Annotated in this window: 24 protein-coding genes; 9 read left to right on the forward strand and 15 right to left on the reverse strand. The window is 63.7% G+C overall.

Annotated elements, in window-relative coordinates:
* Positions 1–15: 15 nt before the first annotated feature.
* From CHR90_RS07910 to CHR90_RS07935, 6 genes are all read left to right on the forward strand, one after another.
* Entirely contained in the window at positions 16–279 is a 264-nt protein-coding gene (locus tag CHR90_RS07910; RefSeq protein ID WP_094408449.1) for a sulfurtransferase TusA family protein, read from the forward strand.
* 85 nt (positions 280–364) lie between these two features.
* Positions 365–1,321 carry a histone deacetylase family protein gene (locus CHR90_RS07915; protein ID WP_094408450.1) on the forward strand — a complete coding sequence of 319 codons (957 nt, stop codon included), beginning with the start codon at positions 365–367 and terminating at the stop codon, positions 1,319–1,321.
* A 16-nt stretch (positions 1,322–1,337) separates the two neighbouring features.
* The gene (locus tag CHR90_RS07920; protein WP_094408451.1) at positions 1,338–1,574 is read left to right on the forward strand and encodes an exodeoxyribonuclease VII small subunit; all 237 of its coding nucleotides are present in this window, start codon (positions 1,338–1,340) and stop codon (positions 1,572–1,574) included.
* Complete coding sequence (locus CHR90_RS07925; RefSeq protein WP_094408452.1) at positions 1,567–2,487, forward strand: polyprenyl synthetase family protein; 921 nt, start codon at positions 1,567–1,569, stop codon at positions 2,485–2,487. Before CHR90_RS07920 ends, CHR90_RS07925 begins: the two co-directional genes overlap by 8 nt.
* 28 nt (positions 2,488–2,515) lie before the next feature.
* Positions 2,516–4,426 (forward strand): 1-deoxy-D-xylulose-5-phosphate synthase, encoded by a 1,911-nt coding sequence (gene dxs, locus CHR90_RS07930; protein ID WP_094408453.1) that lies wholly within the window; start codon positions 2,516–2,518, stop codon positions 4,424–4,426.
* 6 nt (positions 4,427–4,432) lie between these two features.
* On the forward strand, positions 4,433–5,170 hold the full coding sequence (locus tag CHR90_RS07935) for a TlyA family RNA methyltransferase (protein ID WP_094408454.1): 738 nt from the start codon (positions 4,433–4,435) through the stop codon (positions 5,168–5,170).
* Between the two features lie 28 nt (positions 5,171–5,198).
* Here the strand turns inward: CHR90_RS07935 and CHR90_RS07940 are convergent, their stop codons facing one another.
* The 4 genes from CHR90_RS07940 to CHR90_RS07955 are packed head-to-tail and all read right to left on the reverse strand — an operon-like array spanning position 5,199 to position 9,214.
* Positions 5,199–6,380 (reverse strand): fumarylacetoacetate hydrolase family protein, encoded by a 1,182-nt coding sequence (locus tag CHR90_RS07940; protein WP_094408455.1) that lies wholly within the window; start codon positions 6,378–6,380, stop codon positions 5,199–5,201.
* Between the two features lie 10 nt (positions 6,381–6,390).
* Positions 6,391–7,923 carry a UxaA family hydrolase gene (locus CHR90_RS07945; protein WP_094408456.1) on the reverse strand — a complete coding sequence of 511 codons (1,533 nt, stop codon included), beginning with the start codon at positions 7,921–7,923 and terminating at the stop codon, positions 6,391–6,393.
* Positions 7,920–8,375, reverse strand: a complete 456-nt coding sequence (locus CHR90_RS07950) for an RbsD/FucU family protein (RefSeq protein WP_094408457.1) — start codon at positions 8,373–8,375, stop codon at positions 7,920–7,922. Before CHR90_RS07950 ends, CHR90_RS07945 begins: the two co-directional genes overlap by 4 nt.
* Positions 8,376–8,377: 2 nt before the next feature.
* A complete protein-coding gene (locus CHR90_RS07955; RefSeq protein WP_094408458.1) occupies positions 8,378–9,214 on the reverse strand; it encodes an amidohydrolase family protein in 837 nt (278 codons plus the stop codon).
* A gap of 404 nt (positions 9,215–9,618) precedes the next feature.
* Between CHR90_RS07955 and CHR90_RS07960 the strand changes: the two genes are divergently transcribed.
* Both CHR90_RS07960 and CHR90_RS07965 read left to right on the forward strand, forming a co-directional pair.
* Entirely contained in the window at positions 9,619–10,314 is a 696-nt protein-coding gene (locus CHR90_RS07960) for a GntR family transcriptional regulator (protein WP_170941340.1), read from the forward strand.
* 49 nt (positions 10,315–10,363) lie between these two features.
* On the forward strand, positions 10,364–11,134 hold the full coding sequence (locus CHR90_RS07965; protein ID WP_094408459.1) for a sulfite exporter TauE/SafE family protein: 771 nt from the start codon (positions 10,364–10,366) through the stop codon (positions 11,132–11,134).
* Here CHR90_RS07965 and glpK read toward each other — a convergent pair.
* From glpK to CHR90_RS08020, 11 genes are all read right to left on the reverse strand, one after another.
* On the reverse strand, positions 11,131–12,633 hold the full coding sequence (glpK, locus tag CHR90_RS07970; protein WP_094408460.1) for a glycerol kinase GlpK: 1,503 nt from the start codon (positions 12,631–12,633) through the stop codon (positions 11,131–11,133). The genes CHR90_RS07965 and glpK overlap by 4 nt on opposite strands.
* A gap of 53 nt (positions 12,634–12,686) precedes the next feature.
* Entirely contained in the window at positions 12,687–14,147 is a 1,461-nt protein-coding gene (locus tag CHR90_RS07975) for an NAD-dependent succinate-semialdehyde dehydrogenase (protein WP_170941341.1), read from the reverse strand.
* On the reverse strand, positions 14,144–14,917 hold the full coding sequence (locus tag CHR90_RS07980; protein ID WP_094408461.1) for a sulfite exporter TauE/SafE family protein: 774 nt from the start codon (positions 14,915–14,917) through the stop codon (positions 14,144–14,146). The genes CHR90_RS07975 and CHR90_RS07980 overlap by 4 nt, the downstream gene beginning before the upstream one ends.
* Positions 14,914–16,932: an alpha-glucosidase gene (locus CHR90_RS07985; protein WP_094408462.1), complete on the reverse strand. Its 2,019-nt coding sequence runs from the start codon at positions 16,930–16,932 to the stop codon at positions 14,914–14,916. The genes CHR90_RS07980 and CHR90_RS07985 overlap by 4 nt, the downstream gene beginning before the upstream one ends.
* Positions 16,933–16,944: 12 nt before the next feature.
* Positions 16,945–17,703 carry an SDR family NAD(P)-dependent oxidoreductase gene (locus CHR90_RS07990; protein ID WP_094408463.1) on the reverse strand — a complete coding sequence of 253 codons (759 nt, stop codon included), beginning with the start codon at positions 17,701–17,703 and terminating at the stop codon, positions 16,945–16,947.
* 9 nt (positions 17,704–17,712) lie between these two features.
* Positions 17,713–18,525 carry an HpcH/HpaI aldolase family protein gene (locus CHR90_RS07995; RefSeq protein WP_094408464.1) on the reverse strand — a complete coding sequence of 271 codons (813 nt, stop codon included), beginning with the start codon at positions 18,523–18,525 and terminating at the stop codon, positions 17,713–17,715.
* Positions 18,526–18,534: 9 nt separating this feature from the next.
* The gene (gene araD / locus CHR90_RS08000; RefSeq protein ID WP_094408465.1) at positions 18,535–20,268 is read right to left on the reverse strand and encodes an L-arabinonate dehydratase; all 1,734 of its coding nucleotides are present in this window, start codon (positions 20,266–20,268) and stop codon (positions 18,535–18,537) included.
* 5 nt (positions 20,269–20,273) lie between these two features.
* Positions 20,274–21,128 (reverse strand): carbohydrate ABC transporter permease, encoded by an 855-nt coding sequence (locus CHR90_RS08005; RefSeq protein WP_094408466.1) that lies wholly within the window; start codon positions 21,126–21,128, stop codon positions 20,274–20,276.
* A gap of 17 nt (positions 21,129–21,145) precedes the next feature.
* Entirely contained in the window at positions 21,146–22,063 is a 918-nt protein-coding gene (locus tag CHR90_RS08010; RefSeq protein WP_094408467.1) for a carbohydrate ABC transporter permease, read from the reverse strand.
* Positions 22,064–22,170: 107 nt separating this feature from the next.
* Positions 22,171–23,442 carry an ABC transporter substrate-binding protein gene (locus CHR90_RS08015; RefSeq protein WP_094408468.1) on the reverse strand — a complete coding sequence of 424 codons (1,272 nt, stop codon included), beginning with the start codon at positions 23,440–23,442 and terminating at the stop codon, positions 22,171–22,173.
* Between the two features lie 50 nt (positions 23,443–23,492).
* On the reverse strand, positions 23,493–24,605 hold the full coding sequence (locus CHR90_RS08020; RefSeq protein ID WP_094408469.1) for an ABC transporter ATP-binding protein: 1,113 nt from the start codon (positions 24,603–24,605) through the stop codon (positions 23,493–23,495).
* Positions 24,606–24,818: 213 nt separating this feature from the next.
* Here CHR90_RS08020 and CHR90_RS08025 point away from each other — a divergent pair, with 213 nt between their 5' ends.
* Entirely contained in the window at positions 24,819–25,913 is a 1,095-nt protein-coding gene (locus tag CHR90_RS08025; protein ID WP_212668648.1) for a LacI family DNA-binding transcriptional regulator, read from the forward strand.
* Positions 25,914–25,972 lie beyond the last annotated feature (59 nt).

Raw genomic sequence — 25,972 nt, forward strand, 5'->3', positions numbered from 1 at the left:
AGATGGTCTGGCATCATGAACAGCTTTTCAGATCAGCCCCTGATTGTGGATTGTACTGGGATGCGTTGCCCTTTGCCGATTCTCCATTTTCGCAAAGCAGCACGGGCAGCAGAATTTGGAAAATCCCTGCTTTTGTTGTCGGACGACCCAAATACTCATCGAGATTTTGCCGCCTTTTGTCACGCCGCCGGACATGTTCTTGTGGCTGTCGAAGAACAGGCCGGACGGTGGCAGTTTTTGGTGCAACCGGGTTGCGCTGCCGAAACGGGCGGGGAATAGTTCCCGGGCTTTCGGGGGGAAAGCCGGATCGGGCAAACCACGGCCCGGCCCATCGGGCGACAAGAAGAAAGGGGTCCAACCCATCATGGCGACGCTTCTGTTTACGCATTCAGCCTGTCTTGCCCACGAGCCAGGGCCGCATCACCCGGAAAGCCCGGCGCGGTTGCAGGCGATCCTAACCCGTTTGGAGGCGCCGGAGTTCGCCCCGCTCGTTCGGCGCGACGCGCCCTTGGCAACCGTCGACCAACTCGCGTTGGCCCATCCGCGCGATTATGTCGACGGTATGTTGGCCGCGATGCCCGATCCGGTGGACGGTCAGCCGCCCCGCACCTTGCCGATTGATACCGATACGATTGCCTCCCCCGGCACCAAGCAGGCGGCGCTGCGGGCGGCGGGGGCCGTCTGCGCGGCGGTCGATGCGGTGATGGCGGGGGAGGGGGCGAATGCTTTCTGCGCCATTCGCCCGCCGGGGCATCACGCCGAACCGCGCCAGCCGATGGGGTTTTGCTTTTTCAATAATGTCGCCGTCGGCGCCGCTTACGCGCGGGCGCAGTATGGGCTGCGCCGGGTGGCCGTGATTGATTTCGATGTGCATCACGGCAATGGTACGCAGGCGATTTTCGACGCTGATCCGGCGGTTTTCTTCGGCTCCACCCATCAATTCCCGCTCTATCCGGGGACGGGGGCGCGCAATGAGCGGGGCGTTGGGAATATCGTCAATGCGCCGCTGGCGCCGGGGGCGGGGTCGAGCGATTTCCGCCATGCGTTTTCCGAGCATATTTTGCCCGCCCTGTCCGAATTTTCGCCCGATTTCATCTTTATCTCGGCGGGGTTCGACGCCCACGCCCATGATCCGATGGCTTCCCTGGGGCTGTTCGAGCCGGATTATCAGTGGGTCACCCGTGAAATTCTGCGGATTGCGGCCTATGTGTGTGACGGGCGGGTTGTTTCGACCCTTGAGGGCGGGTATGACCTTGAGTCCCTGGCCGAAAGCACCGCCGTTCATGTGGCGGCACTGATGGCGGCGGGCGAGGTTAGTTGAGAGGGTGTAAGGCGGAATGAGCGACGATATTGCAGGCTTGAGCTTCGAAGACGCGATGGCGCAACTGGAAGCCATCGTGCGCGATCTCGAATCGGGCAAGGGAAAGCTCGATGATGCCGTCGGTGCCTATGATCGCGGCGTGCGCCTGCGCCGCCACTGCGAAGCCAAGCTGGCCGAAGCCCAGGCCAAGATCGATAAAATCGTTGCCGGGCCCGAGGGGGCTGTGGGGACGGAGCCGTTCGAGAATGCCTAATCTCGACGGGCGCTCGCTTGAGCTGCAAACCGCGATGGCGGATGTCGCGACCGAGGTTCATGCCGTCCTCGACCGGCTGGTACCGGATGGCGGCGGCGAAACGGGGGAAGCCCGGCTGGCGGCGGCCATGCGCTATGCGGTGTTGGGCGGCGGCAAGCGGCTACGCCCGTTCCTAGTCGTCGAATCGGCGAGCCTGTTCAAAGTCGCCCCCATGGCGGCGCTGCGGGTCGCGGCGGCGATCGAGATGCTGCACACCTATTCGCTGATCCACGACGATCTTCCAGCGATGGACGACGCCGAACTGCGTCGGGGCCGCCCGACCGTTCATCGCATGTACGATGAAGCAACGGCGATCCTGGCCGGGGATGCCCTGCTCACCCGCGCGTTCGAAGTGCTGGCCGATCCGGCCGTGCACGGCGATCCCGGTGTGCGGATCGAGCTCGTGAAGGAACTTGCCCAGGCGGCGGGTATCGCAGGCATGTGCGGCGGCCAGATGATGGATTTGCAGGCCGAAACGGAAAGCCTGCCGCTCGAAATCGGCGCGATCACCCGGCTGCAACGGCTTAAGACCGGCGCGATCATCGCCTTTTCCTGCGAAGCCGGGGCGATTTTAGGCAAGGCCGCGCCGCAGTTGCGCCACGCGCTGAACGCCTATGCCCATGATCTCGGCCTGGCGTTTCAGATCGCCGACGATCTGCTCGATATCGAAGGCAGCGCCGCCGAAACCGGGAAGGATACCGGTAAGGATAGCGCCGCCAATAAGGCAACCTTCGTGTCGATCCTGGGGGTGGAGCGCGCCCGCGCCCAAGCCCTGTTGCTGGCTGATCAAGCCTGCCAGCATCTCGATCCGTTCGGCGCGGCGGCGGACCGTCTGCGCGACGTTGCCCGCTTCGTGATCGAGCGTAAGTCCTAAAGCCCCTAGCCCCGACCGGGACGCCATCATGCCTTCGACCCCGCTTCTCGATTCCCTCGCCCTGCCCGACGGTCTGCGCACGCTGGATGCCGACGCGCTACGGGAGGTAGCGGCGGAGGTTCGGGAAGAAATGATCGATGCCGTCAGCCAAACTGGCGGCCATCTGGGCGCGGGGCTGGGTGTGGTCGAACTCACGGTGGCGCTGCATGCGGTCTTTCAGACGCCGCACGACCGCTTGATCTGGGACGTGGGGCATCAGGCCTACCCGCATAAGATCCTGACCGGACGGCGCGACCGTATCCGCACGCTGCGCCAGGGCGGCGGCCTGTCGGGCTTTACCCGCCGGTCGGAAAGCGTGTTCGATCCGTTTGGCACGGCCCATAGCTCCACCTCCATTTCCGCTGGTCTCGGCATGGCCGTAGCCCGCGATTTGAAGGAAGAGCAGCGCAATGTCATCGCCGTGATCGGTGACGGCGCGATGAGTGCGGGCATGGCCTATGAGGCGATGAATAACGCCGGGGCGATGCGCTCCCGCCTCGTCGTCATTCTTAATGATAATGATATGTCGATCGCCCGCCCGGTCGGGGCGATGAGCGCGTATCTATCGAAGCTGATTTCCTCCAAACCCTATCGCTCGCTGCGCCATCTCGCCAAGGATGTCGCCCAGGCTTTAGGGCCGACAGTGACGCGGGCAGCGCGCAAGGCCGAAGAATATGCGCGCGGCATGGTCGCGGGCGGCACCCTGTTCGAAGAATTGGGCTTCTATTACATCGGCCCGATCGACGGCCATAACCTCGATCATCTGCTGCCGGTCTTGCGCAACGTCCGCGATACGCCCAACGAAGGGCCGGTGCTGATCCACTGTGTGACGCAAAAAGGCCGGGGCTATAAGCCCGCCGAAGAGGCCGCCGATAAGTATCACGGCGTCAGCAAGTTCGACGTGCTGACGGGGGCGCAGGCCAAGCCCGCCAGCAATGTGCCGACCTATACCGAAGTTTTCTCGCGCGGGCTGATCGCCGAAGCGCAGGCCGATAGTCGCATCGTCGCGATCACGGCAGCGATGCCGTCCGGCACCGGTCTGTCGGGCTTTGCCAAACTGTTCCCCAAGCGCACGTTTGACGTGGGGATTGCCGAACAGCACGCGGTAACCTTTGCCGCCGGGCTGGCCTGCGAGGGGTTGAAGCCCTTCTGCGCCATCTATTCCACCTTCCTGCAACGGGCCTATGATCAGGTCGTGCATGATGTGGCGATCCAGAACCTGCCGGTGCGCTTTGCCATTGACCGCGCCGGGCTGGTGGGGGCCGATGGCGCCACCCACGCGGGCAGTTTCGATACGGCTTTCCTGGGCGCGGTCCCCAATATGGTGCTGATGGCCGCCGCCGACGAAGTGGAACTGCTGCATATGGTGGCGACCGCCGCCGCCTATGACGACGGCCCCATCGCCTTCCGCTACCCGCGCGGCGAGGGGGTTGGACTTGATCTGCCGGAGCGCGGCTCGGTGCTGCCGATTGGCAAGGGCCGGGTGCTGCGGGAAGGGGGGCGCGCGGCGATTCTCTCTTACGGCACGCGGTTGGCCGAAGTGCTGGTCGCTGCCGATCTGCTGGCACAGCGCGGCCTGTCGGTGACCATTGCCGATGCGCGCTTCGCCAAACCGCTGGATACCGCGCTTGTGGACCGGTTGGCCCGCGAACATGAGGTGCTGGTGACGGTGGAAGAAGGCTCGGTCGGCGGGTTCGGCAGCCTCGTCCTGCATCATCTCGCCGTCAGCGGCGGGCTGGACCGCGGTTTGCGGGTGCGCCCGATGGTGCTGCCCGATAGTTTCATCGACCATGAAAGCCCCGCGAAACAATATGAGGAAGCAGGGCTTTCCGCCCGTCAAATCGCGGTGACGGTCGAACAGGCGCTGAGCGGCAGCGCGGCCCCGGCGTTACGAGCCTAGGATTTCATGCGGCTGGATCAGGCCCTGGTGTCGGCGGGGCATGCCGCCTCGCGCGAACGGGCGCGGCAGATGATCCTGGCCGGGCAGGTCGAACTGGCGGGGAAGGTCGTGACCAAGCCCGGCGCGAGCGTTGCCGATCCTGCCGCCCTGCGCATACTGGTTCCCGATCATCCCTGGGTGTCGCGCGGCGCGCTGAAACTGCTGGGGGCGCTGGACGCTTTCGGCCTTAATCCCAGCGGCGCGCGGGCGCTCGATATCGGTGCTTCGACCGGCGGGTTTACCGAGGTTCTGTTAGCACGCGGGGCCGACGCCGTGCTGGCGCTCGACGTTGGGCAGGATCAGCTTGCGGCGAAACTGCGGGCCGATCCGCGCGTGGAAGCGCTGGAGCAAACCAACGCCCGCGATCTAACGGGTAATCACCTCGCCCGCCTAGGGGCGCCGGATTGGATCGTCTGCGATGCCAGTTTTATCTCCCTAACCCTTGCCCTGCCGCCTGCGCTAGCCTTGGCCGCGCCGGGGGCGGTGCTGGTGGCGCTGATCAAGCCGCAGTTTGAAGCCGGGCGCGAGAAGGTTGGGAAGGGCGGTATCGTCCGCGATCCGGCGGTGCAGGAGGCGGTCTGTGCGAAAATTCGAGCTTGGTTGGCCGACGATCAAGGCTGGGCGATCCTCGGCCTTGCCCCCAGTCCGATCGACGGGCCGGATGGTAATAAGGAGTTTCTGATCGCGGCGCGGAAGCCCGGGTAAAGGTTAGCGCGCCGGGCGTCCGAGGGGATTACCCCCTCAGCAGCCCACGCCCGGCAAGATTGCGCATCAGCGCGCCAATGCCAAAGGTCCAGGGCGCACAGGCGTCGCTGGTCTGCATGCGGTTGATCAGCCGCCCCAGCTTCGGTGCGGCGATGGTAACGAGGTCGCCGCTTTTATGGGTAAAGCCCTTACCGGGATCGTCTCGGTCCTGGGTCGGCGCGAACATCGTTCCCATGAACAGGGCGAAGCCATCCGGGTATTGATGGTTCGCATTGACCGTCTGGGCCACCAGATCGGTCGGATCGCGGCTGATCTTGCTGATGGACGAACTGCCGTCGAGCCGGAACTGGTCCTGCCCTTCCACCGTCAGGGTTACATCGGTCGCCCGCACATCATCGAGGCTGAAGCTTGCATCGAAGAAGCGGATGAAGGGGCCGATGGCGCAGGAGGCGTTATTGTCCTTGGCTTTCGAGAGCAGCAGCGCCGACCGGCCTTCGAAATCGCGCAGGTTTACGTCATTGCCCAGGGTCGCGCCGGTGATGCGGCCATCGGCGGCAACGATCAGCACCACTTCCGGTTCCGGGTTGTTCCAGGTCGATTTGGGGTGCAGCCCGGCATCCGACAGCGTGCCGACGGCGGAGAGCGTCGGGGCTTTGGTGAAAACCTCCGCATCCGGGCCGATGCCGACTTCAAGGTATTGGCTCCACGCCCCTTGGGCGATCAGCACGTCTTTCAGAGTCATGGCGGCGTCGGAGCCGGGCTTCAGCTTCCCAAGATCGTCGCCAACAAGACGGGTCACTTCGGCGCGGATAGCGGCGGCGGCATCGGGGTTGCCGCGCGCCCGTTCCTCGATCACCCGTTCCAGCATCGAAACGGCGAAGGTCACGCCCGCCGCCTTCAGCACCTGCAAATCGGTGGGGGCGAGCAGCCAGGGCTTGGTGAGATCGCGCGCATCCTCCGGCGTATTGGCGAGGATCGCCTCAAGATCGCCGATCACCTCGCCCGCAACGGCGGCAAGCGCTTTGGCTGGATCGTCCTGCCCGGCAAGGTCGCTCATCGTTGGGAAGGCGGCGGTCACGTCGAACACGCCGTTCGCGCGCACTGCCACGACGGACGGGCCGATACCCGGCCGCCAAACGCGTCCGGCAAGGCTGCCCGCATAGCCATCGGCGGGCAAGGTGGCGGCGGGATCCAAGGGAAACTGAAGCATCGCGCGGTTCCTACATAATTGCGCCGAGTTGCCAGGGCACGAATTCGGCATCGCCGTAGCCCAGGGCCTCGGATTTGGTTTTTTCGCCAGACGCGGTTTTCAGGATGAAGTCGAAAATCTCGCGGCCTTTTTCCTCGACGGTCACGCCGTCGAGAATATCGCCGCAGTTGATGTCCATATCCTCGCTCATGCGGCGGAACATATCGCTGTTCGTCGCCAGCTTGATCGACGGGGTGGGCTTGCAGCCATAGGCGGAGCCGCGCCCGGTGGTGAAACACAGAACATTGGCGCCGCCCGCCACTTGGCCGGTGGCCGCGACCGGATCGTAACCCGGCGTATCCATGAACACGAAGCCCTTGGCCGTCACCGGTTCGGCGTAACGATAAACGCCGCGTAGGGTGCCCGTGCCACCCTTAGCGGCGGCACCCAGGGATTTTTCCAGAATCGTGGTCAGCCCGCCCGCCTTATTGCCGGGGGAGGGATTGTTGTTCATCTCGCCGCCGTGGCGGGCCGAATATTCTTCCCACCAATGGATGAGATCGACCAGCTTTTCGCCAATGGCACGGTCCGCCGCCCGGTAGGTCAACAGATGTTCGGCCCCATAGATTTCCGGGGTTTCGGATAGGATTGCCGTGCCGCCGTGGCGCACCAGCAGATCGACCGCCGCGCCCAGCGCCGGATTGGCGGTAATGCCGGAATAACCATCCGACCCGCCGCATTGCAGGGCGAGCATGAGTTCGGATGCCGGGGCGGTTTCGCGCGTGTAGCCATTGGCGAGCGGCAGCATAGCGCGCACCGCTTCAACCCCCGCATCAATCGTGCGGCGGGTGCCGCCCATATCCTGGATGACGAGGGAGCGGAAAGCGTCGCTTTCGACGATGCCGTAAGCCTCTTTCCATTTCCCGATCTGAAAGGCTTCGCACCCCAGGCCGACCATCAGCACTGCCGCCATATTGGGGTTGGCGGCATAGCCCCATTGGGTGCGTTTCAGCACCTCATAGCCTTCGCCCTTGGTATCCATCGCGCAGCCGGTGCCGTGGACCAGCGGGATGACCCCGTCGATATTCGGGTAATCGTCGAGAATGCCGGAGCGCTCGACCTCCTTGGCGATGAAGCGCGCGGCGGTGGCCGAACAATTTACGCTGGTCAGGATGGCGATATAGTTGCGCGTGCCAAACTTGCCGTTAGCGCGGCGGAAGCCCTGAAAGCTGGCGCGCTGGTTTTCGGGCAGCAGATTATCGTCGGCTTTCGCGCCTTCGGCGAAGCGGTAGTCGCGGTCGAATTCCTGCACCGCCACATTATGTTCGTGCACCCAATCGCCCGGTTCGATGGGCTGCGTGGCAAAGCCGATAATCTGACCGAATTTCAGCACCGGCGCGCCCAGGGAAATCGGGGCGAGGGCGATCTTATGGCCTTTGTGAATACGCGCCTTGGCCACAACGCCGCGTACCAATGCGCCGGGGGCGATGCTATCGACCGCGACGGCAGTATTGTCGGTGCTGTGCAGCAGGATGGAGCGGGGGTCTTGCAGCGCCGCGCTCATGCGACGTCTCCGGCGATCACGCCCTTGCGGAACAGGAAGCAGCCGTAGGGGCGCGGGTCGCTGACCTGCACGACGGCGAAGGCCTGTTTCGCGGCATCGTAGAAAGCGAAGCGTTCGATGCCCAGCAAGACGGTGGCGGTCTCCGCTGCCCGGTCGATTTCTGCCTGTACCGCCTGCTGCACCGGCGGGACGGTAACGGCATCCCCGACGACTTCCATGCGCCGCGCCGGATCGGGGACATATTGGTCGAGCGGTAGCAGGCTTAAGATCGCCCGTGCCGCCCGTTCGATGGGAATGCCTGACAGAAGAATGGGGCGTCCGAACACGGTGTTTTTGGCAATCGCTTGCGCCGGGTGATTGCCATCGACCAGGGCGAGATCGTCGCCATGCCCCATCGCGGCCAGCGCCCACAGAAGATCGGGCGATAGGATCGGATCAAGCCCCTTCAGCATTTTTAAGCGTTCCCTTCCTTAAGATAGACCCGCTCAGCAGTGCCGCCTTGAATGGCGGCTTTTTCGGTTGAGGTCAGCGGCGCCAGCAAGTCTTCCGTCGCCTCCGCCCAGGCGGCATAGCCGCCCGCGAGATCGGCAACCGGCCAGTCACTGCCCCAGATCAGCCGGTCGGGGCCGAACAGGTCCAGCGCGGTTTCGACATAGGGGCGGAGGTCGTCCACCCGCCAGCCCGCGCGCGCTTCGGTGATCATGCCCGAAAGTTTGCAATGAACATTAGGATGGGTGGCGAGGCGCCGCATATCCGCCCGCCACGGCTCCATCTGCCCATCGGCGATGAAGGGCTTCGCCAGATGGTCGATCACCACGGTCAGATCGGGGTGTCGTTCAACCACCGTCAGAAGGCGCGGCAGATGGCGCGGCAGCACCAGGGCGTCATACACGAGGCCGTGGTCGATGACCGCGTTAAAGGCCGGGATCAGATCGGCGCGCAACAGCCAATCGTCGTCGGCGATGTCCTGCACCATCGGGCGCAGGCCGACGAGCTTCGGATGGGCCGCCAGCGCCGCAATGCGTGCGGGCGCGTCGGGCGCGGAAAATTCGGTCCAGCCGACAACCCCGGCAACGCGGGGGTCGGCGTCCGCCACGTTCAGCAGATAGTGGGTTTCGGCCTCGGTTGGCGCGGCTTGGACCAGAATGACCTTCACGATCCCAAAGTGGGTGAGAAAGGGCGTGACCTCCGCCATGCCGAAGTCGCGATAAAGCGGGGTCAGGTCCGGCGTCAGCCAGCCATAATCGCCGCGCGCGAGTTGCCAGATATGGTGATGGGCGTCGATCTTCATGCGGGCACTCTTTCCGACGGAACGGGCGCGGTTTCGGCCAAGAGCGCCTTGGCCTTCCAGGGGCAGGGGCGGATAGGGATCGCAGCGCTTTAAAATTGTCGCCCGTTTCCCCCTTGTTTTGACGGCAGCCCCCCTGTCAGCCGGACCCTCATCATGATGGGGGCGATTGATTCTTGCGAATAGCCATAAGGCGAACGCAGATTTCTTGCAAATGAAAAACATCTAGCTAACATGTTACAAAGGGTGCCACTGAGAAGGCCCGGGCTGTGTCAGCCCCTGCTGCAAGGACGGGCCATGCGGCGTAGTTGACGGTACGGGCGCCTTTGCGGCCTATACCGGCGGCGGACGCGGCGCAGCTTGGCCGGGTCTATGCTCGAGTTTTTGCAGTCAAGGTAGCCTAACGCATGATGAGTTCCGCCAAAAAGGATCGGGAGCCGGCCAACCTGCGGGGACGGGCGTACGAGAGTTTTACCCGGCATCTTTTGGCGGATGAAATCCGGCCCGGGCAGTTCATCTCGCAGCGGGAACTGGTGGATATCACTCAGCTCCCGCTCGGGGCGATCCGTGAGTTGATCCCGCGTTTGGAGGCCGAAGGGCTGATCAAGACCGTACCGCAGCGCGGGATGCAGGTGGCGCACGTCGATCTGAACCTGATCCGCGACGCGTTTCAGTTCCGGCTGTTTTTAGAGCGCGAGGCGGTGGCTATCTTCGCCCGCGAAGCGCCGGACACCACGATCAAAGGGCTTCTCGATAGTCACGAAAACATGATCGCGGCCTGCGAGGTAGCGGAGGGCGCGGGGGGGATTGGCGACGATCTGGTGGCCGAAGCGCAGGAAATCGACTGGGCCTTGCATATCGCCATCATCGATGGGTTGCGCAACGCCATCATCGCCGACGCCTATCGCGTCAATCTGATCAAGATCCGCCTTATCAAGCAATCGACGACGCGGATGAAACCTACCGTGGTGATCCCGACGATGATGGAGCATATGGGCGTTCTGCGCGCTCTGGTAGCCCGCGATCCCGAGGCGGCGAAGGCGGCGATGGAAGCCCATATCCTGCGCGCCCGCGACCGGGCTTTCGGCCTACAGGTAAAATAGGCAGGAAATCTGCTGGTCGGACCGGATCGGCCCGATTAGTCTGACAAGTATGATCACTGATCCGCTCTTTTATGCGCTCGCCGCGCCCGCCATCCTGCTCACCGGCATTAGTAAAGGCGGCCTGTCGGGGCTGGGGGCGCTGACCGTGCCCGTGCTGGCGATGGTGCTGCCGCCGGGGCAGGCGGTCGGGCTGATGCTGCCAATCCTGTGCTTAATGGACCTTTTCGGCCTGTGGGCCTATCGGCGGAGTTGGAGCCGCGATCAATTGGGTGTGCTGCTGCTGGGCGCCTTGGTCGGCATCGGTTTCGGTATTCTCGCCTTCGATCATCTCGACGATAACGCCGTACGCATCGCTATTGGCGCCAACGCCCTGGTCTTCACCCTGCTGAACTGGTTGAAGCCGTTCGTAACCAAAGGCAAGCCCGATGACCCCGCTGCCCCGTCCAACCCCAAAGGGTTTTTCTGGTCGGGCGTATCGGGCTTCGCCAGCTATATCGCCCACGCAGGCGGGCCGCCGCTGTTGATGTACCTGCTGCCCCAGCGCATCGATAAAATGCTGCTGGCGGGTACGACGGTGGTCTATTTCGCCATCGTCAACTTCATCAAGCTCGGCCCCTACATTTGGTTCGGCCAGATCGACGGAGCGAATTTTACCCAGGCCCTCGTCCTCGCCCCGCTGGCGCCAATTGGCATTTGGATTGGCTATTGGCTGACCAAACGGATCGACAGCAAGACCTTCTACCAGCTCAGCCATATTCTGCTGCTGGTGGCGGGGCTGAAGCTGGTCTATGACGGGCTGAAGGGCTTTGGGCTGGTTTAGGCCGACAGGGTCCGCCGCACGCAGTCTTTCCACCCGGCGTATTTACGGGCGCGCACGGCTTCCGGCATGGCGGGGGTGAAGCGGCGGTCGCGCGCCCAGGCGCTGGCGAACCCATCAAGGTCAGGATAGATCCCCGCCTGCCGCCCGGCCAAATAGGCAGCGCCGAGAGCGGTAGTTTCCAGAATGACGGGCCGGTCGACCGGTGCAGCCAAAAGATCGGCGAGGAATTGCAGCGTCCAATCGCTGGCCACCATGCCGCCATCAACGCGCAGAACGGTCTCGCCGCTCTGTGCGCTCGGCCAATCGGCCTGCATGGCTTCCAGCAGGTCGCGGGTTTGATAGGCCACGGCTTCTAGCGCCGCGCGGGCCAGTTCCGCCCGCCCGGTTTTGCGGGTCAGGCCGTAAAGCGCGCCGCGCGCCGCGCTATCCCAATAGGGCGCACCAAGGCCGGTAAAGGCCGGGACGAGGTAAACATCTTCCTCATCCGCCGCCGCTTCGGCCAGCGGGCCGGTGTCGCTAGCGGAGGTGATGATCTGCAAGCCGTCGCGCAGCCACTGCACGGCGGCCCCGGCGATGAAGATCGAGCCTTCGAGCGCGTAGGTGCGCTTGCCGTCGAGCTGATAGCCGATGGTGGTCAGCAGTCGGTTGCGCGAAATGACGGCCTGCCCGCCGGTATTCAGCAACGCAAAACAGCCGGTGCCATAGGTGGACTTCATCATGCCCGGCGTAAAGCAGGCTTGGCCGACGAGCGCCGCCTGTTGATCCCCGGCGATCCCCAGCACGGGCACGGCGGCGCCCAGCAGGCTGGGGTCGGTGATGCCAAAGGCTGCGGCGGAATCCTTCACCTCCGGCAGACCGGCGCGCGGTACTTTGAACAGGGTCAGCAGATCATCCGACCAGTCGCCGGTGTGAATATCCAAAAGATTGGTGCGTGAGGCGTTGGTGGCATCGGTCGCATGGACTTTGCCACCGGTCAGCCGCCATAACAGGAAACTATCGACGGTGCCGAAGGCGAGTTTGCCCGCTTCGGCCTCGGCCCGCGCGCCGGGAACGTGATCGAGAATCCAGGCGATCTTGGTGGCGGAAAAATAAGAGTCGATCAGCAGCCCCGTCCGTGCCTGGACTTCCACTGTATGCCCGTCGCGGGTTAAGGCGGCGCAGAGGTCGGCGGTGCGGCGGTCCTGCCAAACGATGGCGTTATAGATTGCCTTGCCGCTGGCGCGGTCCCACACGACCGTGGTTTCGCGCTGATTGGTGATACCGATCCCGGCCAGCGCCGCCGCTTCCACCCCCGCTTTGGCAAGGCAGGCTTTGATCGTGGCGAGCGTGCTCCTCCAGATCGCTTCCGGGTCATGTTCGACCCAGCCGGAAGCCGGGAAAATCTGCGGAAATTCCTGCTGGGCCGAGGCGACGCTGGCGCCCCTGGCGTCGAACAGAATGGCGCGGCTGGACGTGGTGCCCTGATCGATCGCCAGAATATATCCCTGTGCCGCTGCCATTCTATCCTCCCGTCGTTGCGCCCCTTACCGGGGCATCTTTCGTGCGGGTTTCGTTATAGCCCGCCTAAACAGACATATTTCATTTCAAGATAGCCTTCTATCCCATATTTCGACCCCTCGCGCCCCAGGCCCGACTGTTTCATGCCGCCAAACGGCGCCGCCTCATTGGCGATAAGGCCTGAGTTAACGCCGATAATGCCGCTTTCCAGTGCATCGGAAACCCGCATGACCCGCGCCAGATCCTTGGCGTAAAAATAGGCGGCGAGGCCGAACTCGCTATCGTTCGCCATGGCGATTGCTTCGCTTTCCGTTGAAAACCGAAAGATCGGCGCTAAAGGGGCGAAGGTTTCTTCCTTCGCGACGCGCATCTCCTGGGTCACGCCGGTCATGATCGTCGGTTCGAAGAAGCTGCCGCCGAGGGATGCCCGCTTACCGCCCGCCACCAGCTTGGCCCCCTTGGCGGCGGCATCGGCGATATGATCTTCAATCTTTTCCACCGCGCGCTGATCGATCAACGGCCCTTGGGTGACGCCCGGTTCGGTGCCGCGCCCGAGCTTTAGCCCGGCGACCTTGGCGGCGAGCTTCTCGACGAAAGCATCATAGACCGCATCCTGAACGTAAATGCGGTTGGCGCAGACGCAGGTTTGCCCGGAATTGCGGAACTTCGAGATCATCGCGCCGTCGACGGCGGCATCGAGATCGGCATCGTCAAAGACGATGAAAGGGGCATTCCCGCCAAGCTCCAGCGACAGGCGTTTGATACCGTCGGCTGCTTCGCGCATCAGCCAGCGCCCAACACCGGTAGAGCCAGTGAAGGTGATCTTGGCGACTTTGGGGTTATGGCAAAACTCCAGCCCAATCGGCTCGGCAGACCCGGTAACGACCGAAAACACCCCCTTCGGCACGCCCGCCCGTTCCGCCAGAACGGCCAACGCATAGGCGGAGAGCGGCGTTTGCGCCGCAGGCTTCAAGATCATCGTACACCCCGCCGCCAGCGCCGGACCAGCCTTGCGGGTGATCATGCCGTTGGGGAAATTCCACGGCGTGATCGCGGCACAAACGCCGACCGGTTGCTTTGACACCAGAATGCGCTGATCGCCGCGCGGGGGCGGAATCAGGTCGCCATAAACCCGCTTCGCTTCCTCGGCGAACCATTCGAGGTAGCCCGCGTTGAAAACAATCTCCCCCTTGGCTTCGGCCAGCGGCTTGCCCTGTTCGGCGGTCAAGATTTGGGCGAGATCGTCGGCATTCTCCAGGATCAACTCGTACCAGCGGCGCAGGATCGCGGCGCGCTCTTTCGCCGGGCGGGCGGCCCAGGCCGGGAAGGCGGCGTGGGCGGCGTCGATGGCTTTCGCGATGCTGGCGCGGTCGAGGCTGGGAACGGTTCCGACGGTCGAACCATCGGCGGGATTGTTCACGGCAATCACCTTGCCGTCGGGCGCATCGATCCACATGCCATCGACAAAGGCGCGGGATACCAGCAGCGACGGGTCTTTCAAGGACAGGGCGGTCATCGGGTTACTCCCAGGATCGAAAAAAGGGCAGGGCCGCCCAGCGAGGCGCCGGACAGTAGCAGCAGCAAGAAAATCCCCTGACGAAACAGGGATGGCGACACGGGCGGCGGAAACTTGCGGGCGACGGCGGTGGCGGCCATGACGGCGGGAATCGCCAGCAGGCAGGGCCAATAGGCGGGGTCAGGGATATTGCCGCTGGCAGCGACCAGAACGAGACGCACCAGGGCATTGAGGCCAAAGACCGCGACCAAAGTTTCGCGGACCACCGCTACCGGCAGGGGTTGGCGATAGAAATGATGCACCAGCGGCGGCCCAGCGGTAGAGAATAAACCGCCCATCAGACCGGAGAGCGCCCCGACCAACGCCGTCTTCATCGGCCCGGCTACAGGAACCGTGCCTTTCGGGGGAAAGGCCAGTTGCAGGCTGGCGAGTATCGTGACCGCCCCCAGCAGTAGTTTCAGCGCTTGGACCCGCGTATCGGCCAGCCACTCCAGCAGAAAATAACCGAGTGCGAGCGCGGGCAACGACGCAATCACGACGATGATCCAGGGGCGCTTTGCGACCTGTTGCCAACCCCCGGTGCTCAGCATTTGGCTAGCGTTGGTGAAGGTCAGCAGCCCGACGAAGACGGCGGCTTCGGGCAGGGGCAGCAGACCAAAGAGCGCAACCCCGGCCATGGTCACGAGACCGAAGGCAAAGCCGGTGACGGTTTGCAGATAGGCGGCAACCGCCGTGACGGCCAAAAATGCCGCGCTGGCCCCGAGGGTCATACTGCGCCCGTCTTCGCCGCCGCCATCCCGTCGAACAGCGCCTGATGGACGCTCCCCGCGCGGTAGAAGACGGCGGGTTCGCCCAGGGGGGCCGGGACGCTGATGTCCTGCCCGCCCGTATGCCGCGCGCCGCTCCAGACATGGACCCATTCGGCCCCTTGCGGCAGATGCACGCTGCGATGGGTTTCGCCCGCCTGCCAGACCGGCGCGACCAGCAGGTCAGGGCCGTAGAGATAGGCATCCTGCACCGCGTATCCGGCGGGATCGTCTTCGAAATGCAAGAACAGCGGGCGCTGCACCGGCAGGCCGGTTGCACTGGCTTCGGCCACCAGGGCTTTGAGATAGGGGGCGAGGTGGACCCAGAGTTTCACCATCGCGGCGAAATGCGCCAGCACCTGCGGGTCTTCATCCAGTTGCAAATTCTCGCGCGGCCGGTTGCCCTCGTGGGTGCGCATCACCGGGGTGAAGGCGGCCATTTCCGCCCAGCGCATGAAGAGTTCCGGCGTGCGGACGTTGCCGAACAGGCTTGTGTAACCGCCGATATCGCTATGGTGATAGGCATTCCCGAGCAGGCCGGACGAGAGCGCGCCGCTGATCACCGTCACCAAACCATCGTGGCGAGAGAAATCGACCGACTGGTCCCCGGCCCAGAGCAGCGGGCAATGGGCCTGCACCCCCGTAAACCCGGCGCGCATGAAGAACAGCGCTTCCCCCGTTTGGCCGCGCTTGGCGACGGCGCGGGCATTCACCTCCGCCCACAGGGTCGGCCAAGCGTTATGCATCAGGGTCGCGGAAACGCCATTGGCGAGATGCACGTCGATGGGCAAATATTCGCCGAAATCCGCCATCCAGCCCGAGAGGCCGAAATCGAGCATATTTTGCCCGATGATCTTTTCCTCGAACCAAGCGCAGGCGGCGGGATTGGTAAAATCGACGACGCCGCAGTCAAACTCGCCGAAATCGACCAGCGCGGTTTTGCCGTTGCCATCCGTGGCGAAATAGCCCGCCGCTTCGGCTTCTTCGAACAGGATGCCGTCGTTACAGAGATAGGGGTTCACATACCCCATAAAGCGGATGCCGTCCGCCCGCAGCGCGGCAATTTTGGCTTTCAGGCCAGGATAATGTTGCTCGTTCGCTCGCCAATCCCAGAACAGCCGCTTGCCGAAGCTGGTTTCGCGCAAGCCCACCCAATCCTCGCACCAGAGGGCCGAGACCGGCACCCCGGCGGCGCGGATTTTTTCGAGGCGCTCGAAGGAATTGCCACCGTCCTTAAGGCCGATGATCGCGCCGTTATACACCCACTCCGGCAAGGGCGGCTGCCGCCCGAAGCGGTCGGATAGCTGCGTGACGAGGCCGGTGAAACTCTCGGCGGCGAAGAGTTCGATCTGCTCCGGCACGGCCCAGGCCTCAAGCTCATGGAACCCATCTTGTCGGAAATCGAAGGCGGCATAGGCGGTGGTTTCAAGGTGCAGGGCGTATTTGCGCGACGACAGGTAGGTCGGCTGCGGGTAATTGGTATTCCAATAATCGCCGCCCGCCTTACCGGTCACATCGGCTTTGAACGTAATCTCGCTTGTCTTATCCCGCCCGACGCCCGGTTCCGATGTCCAGAGCGGAAAGCGCCGCCCTTTGAGGTCGAAATAGGACATTTGCTCGCCGCCGCCCCACACATGCTCTCCCGCTTCGGCGGCGATGCGCAGCCAGAAGCGGTTGACGTTTGGTGCGGTCACGGTCGGGCGGAGGATATTGCCGATCACCTGAAGTTCGGCGATTGGGGCTATTCCGTCCGCCACAGTAAAACTGATACGCCAGCCGATGCCATCGACCATCACGCGCGCGACGGATAGCGGCAGGCGGGCGGTCAGCCGGTCTTCGATGTCGAAATTGCCCCGATACATATCCATGCGCGCATCGCCCCGGCCCAGGAACAGGCAGGGCGCGGCGGCGGTGTGGCGCAGGATCAGGCGACCGCCGAAGGTAAGATCGAAGCCATCGGGCGTAACGTCAACGCGCATTCTGGGAAGCCTCTAGTTCTGGGTCAGACCGGCATCGACAATGAAATTCGCCCCGGTGCAGCCGCTGCTTTCGTCCGACGCCAGGAACAGCGCCATACGGGCGATGTGGGAGGCATCGAGCCGGAATTTCAGCGCCTGTTGGTCGATGAAGCGTTGGTTGCTCTCTGGCGTCAGCCATAGGGCTTTCTGCCGTTCGGTCAGGATCGCGCCCGGTACGATGCAGTTGACGCGGATGCCATCTGGCCCCAATTCGCGCGCCAGTGTGCGGTTGAGGCCGTTGATCGCGGCTTTCGACGTCGTATAGCTGACCATGCCCGGCATGCCGCGCATCCAGGAGACGGAGCCAAGCAGGATCACGGCGCCCTTGCCCCGCGCCTTCATGCCGGGGGCGACGGCCTGCGTCGCAAAGAATTGGTGATCGAGGTTAAAGGCCAGCATGCGCCGCCAGCTTTCCGGCTCTACCTCGGCCATCACCTGCCGGTCGTCTTTCCCGGCGTTATTGATCAGCGCATCAATCCCGCCGAATTCCGCTTCAATCGTCGCGACCGTCGCGCGTAGGGCGGCAATATCGGTTAGGTCGCAGGCAAAGAAGCGCGCGCCGGTTTCGGCGGCCAGCGCCGCCCCGGCTTCGGCATTGATATCGAGGAAGACGGTCCGGGCCTTTTGGGCCGTGAACGCGCGGACCATTTCCTCGCCGATACCCGAGGCGCCGCCGGTGATGACCACGCATTTTCCGTCGAGCGAGCGGTAGGAGACGCTGTCGTAGCTCATGATCATTCCTCAATAAACCGAAGCGATGGGGCCGCTGGCGGCAGGGGCGGCGGAGCCGCGCAAGGTGCCTAGCCAATCACGCGCCCGCCCGGTCATCATGCCAAGGTCGGAGGCGACGGCGGCGTAGTTATAGCCATAGCCGATAAAGCGCTGGACCATCTCCGGCGTTGGGCCGACGATGCCGATGGGCTTGCCCGCTGCCTTTGCCGCTTTGGCGGCGCTGGCGATCAGCGCCTGCACATCGTCATGCCCGATATTGCCGATAAAGCCCATCGCCGCCGACAGATCGCCGGGGCCGACGAACAGCGCGTCCACCCCCGGCACGGCGGCGATTTCCGGTAGGCGCAAGATGGCTTCGGGGGTTTCGAGCTGGACGATGACGGCGGTGGCCGCATTGGCCTGTTTCAGATAATCCGGCGTCTGACCATAGGCCGAGCCGCGATGCACCGCCGCGACGCCGCGCACCCCATCGGGCGGGTAGCGGGTATAGGCGACGGCGGCGCGCGCTTCGTCAGCCGTTTGGATGAAGGGGAACATCAGCGTGCGCCCGCCCGCATCCATCACGCGCTTGACCAGCACCTGATCGTTCCAGGCGAGGCGGATCACCGGCTCGGCGGCGGTGCAATTGACCGCGCGCAGTAGATGGGTGAGGTCCGACACCTCAATCGGCACATGTTCCATATCGACGACCAGGAAATCGAACCCCACATGCCCCAGCGCTTCGGCAGTGGCCGGGGCCGCCGCCATCAACCACGTGCCCAGCGGCGGGATGGCGGGCGGGGTGGTCAGCCAGGATTTGAAGCGGTTTTCCAGCGTCGGCATAGCGGCTTCCTAATAGATCACGGGATCGGGGACCGGGGCGGTGCCGGTCAGAAAATCGAAATCGCAGCCTTCGTGCGCTTGGCTAACGTGCTGCTGATAGAGGGCGGTGAACGACCGTTCGTAGCGGTAGGCTGTGGGCTTCCAAGCCGCGCGGCGGCGGGCGATTTCGGCGTCGTCCACCAGCATATCCAGCGTTCCGGCTGCCACATCCAGGCGCACGAGATCGCCGGTTTGCAGCAAGGCGAGCGGCCCGCCGACGGCGGCTTCCGGCGAAATATGCAGAATGCACGACCCGTAATGGGTGCCGCTCATCCGCCCATCGCAGAGGCGCACCATATCGCGCACGCCCTGCTTCAGCAGCTTCTTCGGGATCGGCAGATTACCCCATTCCGGCATCCCTGGCGCGCCGACTGGCCCGGCGTTGCGCAGCACGATGACATGATCTTCGGTCACATCGAGGCCTGGATCATCCAGCACCCGGTTCATCGTGCCGGGATCATCGAAGACCAGGGCGGGGCCGGTGTGTCTCAGGAACTTCGGATTGGCGGCGGAGGATTTCATCACCGCTCCATTGGGGGCGAGATTGCCTTTCAGCAGGGCGAGCGTGCGGCCTTTTTCGAGCGGCACCACGGGGTTTGCCACATCGCGGATCACATCATCATTCCAGCAGGGCGCATCGGCGAGACTGTCGCCCAAGGTGCCGCCGGTGACCGTGCGGCAGGAGAGATCGAGCAGAGGACGCACCTTGTTCAGCAGCGCCGACAGGCCGCCCGCGAAATAGAAATCCTCCATCAAATAGCTGCCGGAGGGGAACAGGTTCGCCAGTACCGGCACGCGGCCTGCCATGTCGGCTAAATCTTCCAGCGTCAGATCGACCCCGGCGCGGCGGGCCATGGCGATCAGATGCACGGCGGCATTGGTCGATCCGCCCATCGCCATATAGGCGGCGACGCCGTTGAGGAAGCTCGCGCGGGTGATGAAGGTAGAAGGTTTCAAATCCTCCCACACCATCTCAACAATCCGGCTGCCGCAGGTCGAAGCCATGCGCGGATGGCCGCTGTCGCAGGCGGGGAGGGAGGAGGCACCGGGCAGCGTCAGCCCCATCGCATCGACGATGGACGTCATGGTGGAAGCGGTGCCCATCGTATTGCACGTCCCGGCGGAACGGGTCATCCGGCTTTCAAGATCGACCCAATCCGCTTGGGTGATGCCGCCCGCCCGTAGCTCGTCCCAATATTTTTTGGTATGGGTGCCCGCGCCGGTTTTCTGGCCGCGCCATTGGCCGTTGGACATCGGCCCCGCTGGGCAGTAGATCACCGGCAGATCGACCGAAAAGGCGCCCATCAGCAGTCCCGGCGTGGATTTATCGCAACCGCCGAGCAGCACCGCCCCGTCGATGGGGTGGGAGCGCAATAGCTCTTCCGCCTCCATCGCTAGGAAATTGCGGTAAAGCATCGTCGTCGGCTTCACCATGACTTCGCCGACCGAGAGGGCAGGCAGTTCGACCGGATAGCCGCCCGCCTGCCACACGCCGCGCTTCACCGCTTCGGCACGGTCGCGCAAATGGGCGTGGCAGGGGCTCATCTCCGACCAGGTGTTGAGAATGCCGATGACGGGCTTGCCCAGAAACTCCTCCCGCCGCATCCCCATCTGCTGGGTGCGCTGACGGTGGGCAAAACCGCGCATATCATTGGAGGCGAACCAGCGCTGGCTACGCAAGCTTTCGAGGGCGCGACGGGTCATGCTGATTACCCCTTGATCCCGCCGGAGGTGAGACCGCTCACCACCCGCTCTTGGAAAATCACGATCAGAACGGCGACCGGCACGATGCCGACGATCAGGGCGGCGGAAATCACCGGCCAGGGGAAGGCAAACTCGCCCTGATAGAGGGTGATGCCGACCGGCAGGGTGCGCAGCGCCGGGTTGGAGTTGAAGGAGAGGGCCAGCAGAAACTCGTCCCAGGCGTTGACGAAGGCGAGGATACCCGCCGTAAACACCCCTGGCGCTGACAGCGGCACGACGACCTTGAACAGCGCGCCCAAGCGGGTGCAGCCATCGACCATTGCCGCATTCTCAAGATCGCGCGGAATGCCCTCAAAGAAGGACACGAGGATCAAGGTGCAAACCGGCAAGCTGAGGACGATGTAGGGCAGGATCAGCGCGGCCCAGGTGTTCAGTAGCCCCAGCGCCCGCATGATCTCGAACAAGGGCACCAGCAGCGTCACCAGCGGGAAGGTGGAGACGGCGATGATCGCCGAGAGAATGAGGTCGCGGAACCGCAGGTTTAGCCGCGCCAGCGCATAGGCCGCCAGGGTCGAGACGAACAGGGTGGCGATGGTCGAGAGCAGCGCCACCATGAAGCTATTGAACAGAAACAGCAGCAGCGGCTGATCGGTGAAGGCGCGGAGATAATTTTCCAGCGTCGGGGCCTGCGGCAGCCAAGTGATCGGCTTGCGCAGCAACTCCGGCTCGCCTTTCAGCGATGTAAAGAGGATCCACAGGGCGGGAAACAGCCCGTTCAGGATCAAAATCCCCCCGACCGCGAGGCGCAGCGGGCGCCCCGTCAGAAAACTCGTGCCGGAGGTGGTGGAAACGGCGGTCATGGCGGCGTCTCCCAGGGTTAGCGCTTGGCGCGAATGAGGCGGAGGTAAACGAAGGTCACCGCCATCGACAGTAGGAACATCACCACCGCGAGGGCCGAGCCATAGCCGAGATCGAGGAAATCGACCGTATTTTGGTGGATATACATGGCCAGCGTGGCGGTAGAACTGCCCGGCCCGCCGCGCGTCATCGTGTAGGGAATATCGAAGGTCTGCAGCGCGGTAATCGTGCGGAAAATCAGCGCAACGATGATGGAGGGTTTCAGCAGCGGCAGGGTGATTTCGAAGAACTGCCGCACCCGGCCCGCGCCATCCACATCGGCGGCCTCATACAGCGAGCGGGGGATGGTTTGCAGGCCTGCCAGGATGATCAGCGCCATGAAGGAGGAGGTTTTCCAAATGATCGTCAGGCAGATCGCCGCCATCGCCCAGGCTTCGGAGTTGAACCAGATCACCCCAGAGATCCCAAGGCGGCGCAGCACGTCGTTCACCACGCCGTAATCGGAATGGAAAAACCAGGCGAAGATCAGCCCGGCGAAGGATAGCGGCAGCGCCCAGGGGATCAGTAGCGACAGGCGCACGGGCCATTTGCGTTCGAAGGGCAGGTTCGCCAGCAGGGCGAGGGCGAGACCGACAAAGAGCGCGCCGGGCACGGTAACGACGGTGATCAGCAGCGTATTCCGGGTGGTTTCCCAAAAAATCGGATCGCGCAGCAGCAACCCGTAATTCTCCAGCCCGGCAAAACTCGCGGGCAGGCCGGAGGTCAGCGACAGGTTGAAAAAGCTGGTCCAGATCAGCCGACCGACCGGATAAACGATAATCAGCGCCAGCAGTAGCGCGGCGGGGGCCAGCAGCAGCACGGCAAGGCCGGTTTCGCTGAGGTCGAGCAGGCGCACGAGGGGAGAGGTGCGCCCTTCGGATCGGTTGGGGGCGGTCATGGGCGGCTCGCGATGTCGGCGGGAAAAAGCCCCCGCGCCGAAGAGAAGGGGAGGGATGGCGCGGGGGCAGTCAGGAGGAAACCGGGGATGAACCGGTTTCCCGGGGATCAGCGCAGCACGCGCTGAAGACGGGCTTCCATCTGCTCAACGCCCTTATCCGGCGTCATCGTCCCCGCCAGCACGGCGTTGACGGTGGTGCGGATAATTTCGCTGACTTCATTGTAGCGCGGCGTGACCGGACGGGCCTTGGCGGAGGTCACGACATCCTGGGCCTGGCCGAACCAGGGCACGGCCTTAACGACGTCTTCGTCCTTATAAAGTTCCGGGAAGACTGGCAGCAGGGCGGCATTGACCGCCATGAATTCCGAAATCTTCGGGCTGGAGAGATATTTCACCAGCGTCTGTGCGTCGCCCTGGTTCTTGGAGTAGGACGAAACGCCCCATTCCCAACCGCCAAGGCAGCTTGCAGGCTTACCACCGTCCATCGCGGGCAGAACGGCCACGCCGACCTTATCCTTCACGGCGGATTGATCGCCTTGGAACTGGCCCCAGGCATAGGACCAATTGACCGCGAACAGCACATCCCCCGCCTGGAATTCCTTGCGCGTATCGTCGGTCGCAACTTCGGCGATGTTTGGCTTGGCAACGCCGCTATCGACAAAGCCTTTCCACAGCGCCAGCGACTTGGTGGCGGCGTCCTTGTCGAAGGTCAGCTTGCCGTTGGTGACCAGGTCTTTCCCCTGGCTCCAATAGGGCAACAGGAAGGTGCAGACCGCGCCTTCGATAGCTCTCCCCTGGAAGGACAGGCCTTGCAGCACGCTAGAGCGGCTTGACCCGCTACCGTTTTCCGCATCGGTAATCTTCTTGGCGGCGGCGCTGAGTTCGCTCCAGGTTTTGGGAACGGCGATATTGTGCTTTTCCAGCAGGTCTTTGCGGTAATAGAGGAACATGGCGTCGGCGAAAGCGGGCAGCGCCACGACCTTCCCGTCGATGGTATTGGCCCCGGCGTAGGCGGGCAGGTACTTCGCCATGAAGCCCTTGGTGTCGCCAATCGTGTAATTGAACGGCACCGTCCAGCCCGCAGCGGCGAATTGCGCCGGGCGGATCACGTCGAGGATCATCACGTCCAGAGACGAATCTTTCGCCGACATGACGGTATTGAGATACTGCGCCTGCAGTTCCGAGGTATTGCCGCCGGTTTCAATCTTAACTTTTACGCCCGGATGTTCGGTTTCGAACATATCGAAGGCCTTGCGCCAGACGTCCGGCCGGTGCTGGCTGGAGACGAAAACGCGCAGATCGGCGCTAAGGGCCGAGGTGGCGGTGAAGGCAAGCGCGCTGCCCGCGAGCAGCAAGGACAAGGACTGACGGAACCGCATGTTTTTCCTCCGGGAATAACCAGCCTCTTGCTGGGCTGGATGAATGGGCCTCAGGCGGCGGCCTGGGCGGACGAGGGGGTGGGCAGGCGCAGGCTGCGCTCGCTGGTTGGGTCGAAGAGGTGCAGGCGACCCGGCTGCACGGCAACCACCATATCGGCGCCGACAGCGGGGTGGGCGTCGGGCGGCATGCGCACGACCAGCACCGATTGCCCGACCGCGAGATGCACGAGCGTATCGGACCCCAAGGGTTCGACCACCTGCACCCGGCCCGTCAGGGTTCCGGCGGCCCCGGCGCTATCGGCGCTGAAATGTTCGGGGCGAATACCGACCGTAACCGCGCGGCCTTGGTAGGGGATGGCTTGCGCCGCGAGATCGCCCGTCAGTGGCAGCAGATCGCCGGAGGCAAAGCGCAGCCCGTCGCGCTCGACGGTTGCGGACAGGAAATTCATTGCCGGGGCGCCGACGAACCCGCCGACGAAAACCGAGTTCGGCGTGTTATAGACCTCATCCGGCGTGCCGACCTGCTCGATATCGCCGCCCTTCAGAATGACGATGCGATCCGCCAGGGTCATCGCCTCTACCTGATCGTGGGTGACGTAGAGAATGGTCGTGCCGATGGCCTGATGCAGCTTCTTGATTTCCGCCCGCACTTGACCACGCAGCTTGGCGTCGAGGTTCGACAGCGGTTCATCGAAGAGAAATACCTTCGGTCGCCGAACGATTGCGCGCCCCATAGCCACCCGCTGCCGTTGCCCGCCGGAAAGTTGGCCCGGTTTACGCTCCAGCAGATGGGCGATGCCCAGCATTTCGGCGGCTTCCTGCACGCGCGGCGGAATTTCCGCCGCTGGGATGCCGCGCACCTTCAGGCTGAAGGCCATATTTTCGAACACGGTCTTGTGCGGATAGAGCGCATAATCCTGGAACACCATCGCGATATCGCGCTCGCGCGGCGGCAGGGCGTTCACAACCGTATCGCCGATGCGGATCTCGCCGCCGGAAATGCTCTCAAGCCCCGCCAGCATCCGCAGAGTGGTCGATTTTCCGCAGCCCGAGGGGCCGACGAGGACGACAAACTCCCGGTCGCGGATTTCAAGATCGATACCCTTAACGATCCGAAGCGAACCATATGTTTTTTCGAGCTTGCGAAAACTGACTGACGCCATGACCTCCCCCGTGGTCGCCGGACGATGCCGGATCGTTTATTCGGGTAATCATAGCGCTACGATTTTTGAAGCGCAAGAGGGTTCTGGGGGATGGGGTTTCTCCCTTCTCTTAGGGATGGAATGGGTTAAAATATCTATTCTTTTAAAGGATGTTAGGGCAAATTTGCGGCAGTGCTTGACGGCGCCGGAAACTTGCGCGAGGATTTCGTCGTTATGAATCGTAGCGCTATTAAATCTCGTCTCACGGTGCCGCTGCCTACGGGGGAGGAACCGCCGCCCTTGCGCCGCCCGCGCCGCAAGATGCAGCGCGTGACGATGATGGATGTTGCCCGCACCGCGGGCGTGTCCCCGTCTACCGTCTCGCTGTATCTGCGGCGGCCCGAGGCGGTATCGCCCGCTGCGGGGCAGGAAATTGCCCAAGCGATTGAGGCGCTCGGCTATGTGCCGAACCTCGTTGCGGGCGGGCTTGCGGCGGCGGGCAGTCGGGTGGTCAGCGTGATCGTGCCGTCGATCCGCAACGCCTTTTTTGCCGAAACGGTGGCGGCGATGCAGACGGAGCTGGCGCGCGATGGGCTTCAGGTCATGCTCGGCCACTCCGAATATTCCGACACGGACGAAGAGGCGCTGATCCGCACGGCGCTCGCCTGGGCGCCCGCCGCCATCGTTTTGACGGGGCTGGAGCATAGTAAGGGCGCGCGCAAGCTGCTGGCAGCAGGCGGCACGCCCGTTGTCGAGATGTGGGAACTTGGCGAGCAAGCCCCCATCGATATGGCGGTCGGCTTTTCCCACACGGCGGTCGGGGCGACGGCGGCCCGGCATTTCGCCCAGCAGGGAAAGCGGCATTTCGCCTTCCTCGGGGCGCGGCTTGCTCAGGATCGCCGGGCGGCGGCGCGCGCCGAAGGGTTTGTGGCGGAAGCCCGCCGGTTAGGCCTGCCCGAACCGCCCGTTCTCAATCATCCCGCCCCGGCAACGGCCGAGGCGGGGGCGCAGCTTCTAGGGCGCGTGCAGGCGAGCTTACCGGGGCTGGAGGCAGTCGCCTGCTCCAACGATCTCATCGCCCTCGGCGTTCTCTTCGAATGCCAGCGGCGCGGCATTGCGGTTCCGGCTGACTTAGCCGTGATCGGGTTTGGCGACCTCAGTTTCAGTTCCACCAGTAATCCGCCGCTTACCACCATCCGCCCCTCTGGCGATCTGATCGGGCGGGAAGTGGCGCGGCTTATCCATGCCTGCGTCCACGGCACCCGCCCGCCGCCGGGCGCGTGCATCGTCGATACGGGGCATCTGCTGGTCGAACGGAAGAGCGGCTAGGGCAAATCCCGAGCGGGTGGAATCACCCGCGACGACGTATTTGCATATAAAATAATAGG

The organism is Elstera cyanobacteriorum (assembly GCF_002251735.1).
Classification (GTDB): domain Bacteria; phylum Pseudomonadota; class Alphaproteobacteria; order Elsterales; family Elsteraceae; genus Elstera; species Elstera cyanobacteriorum.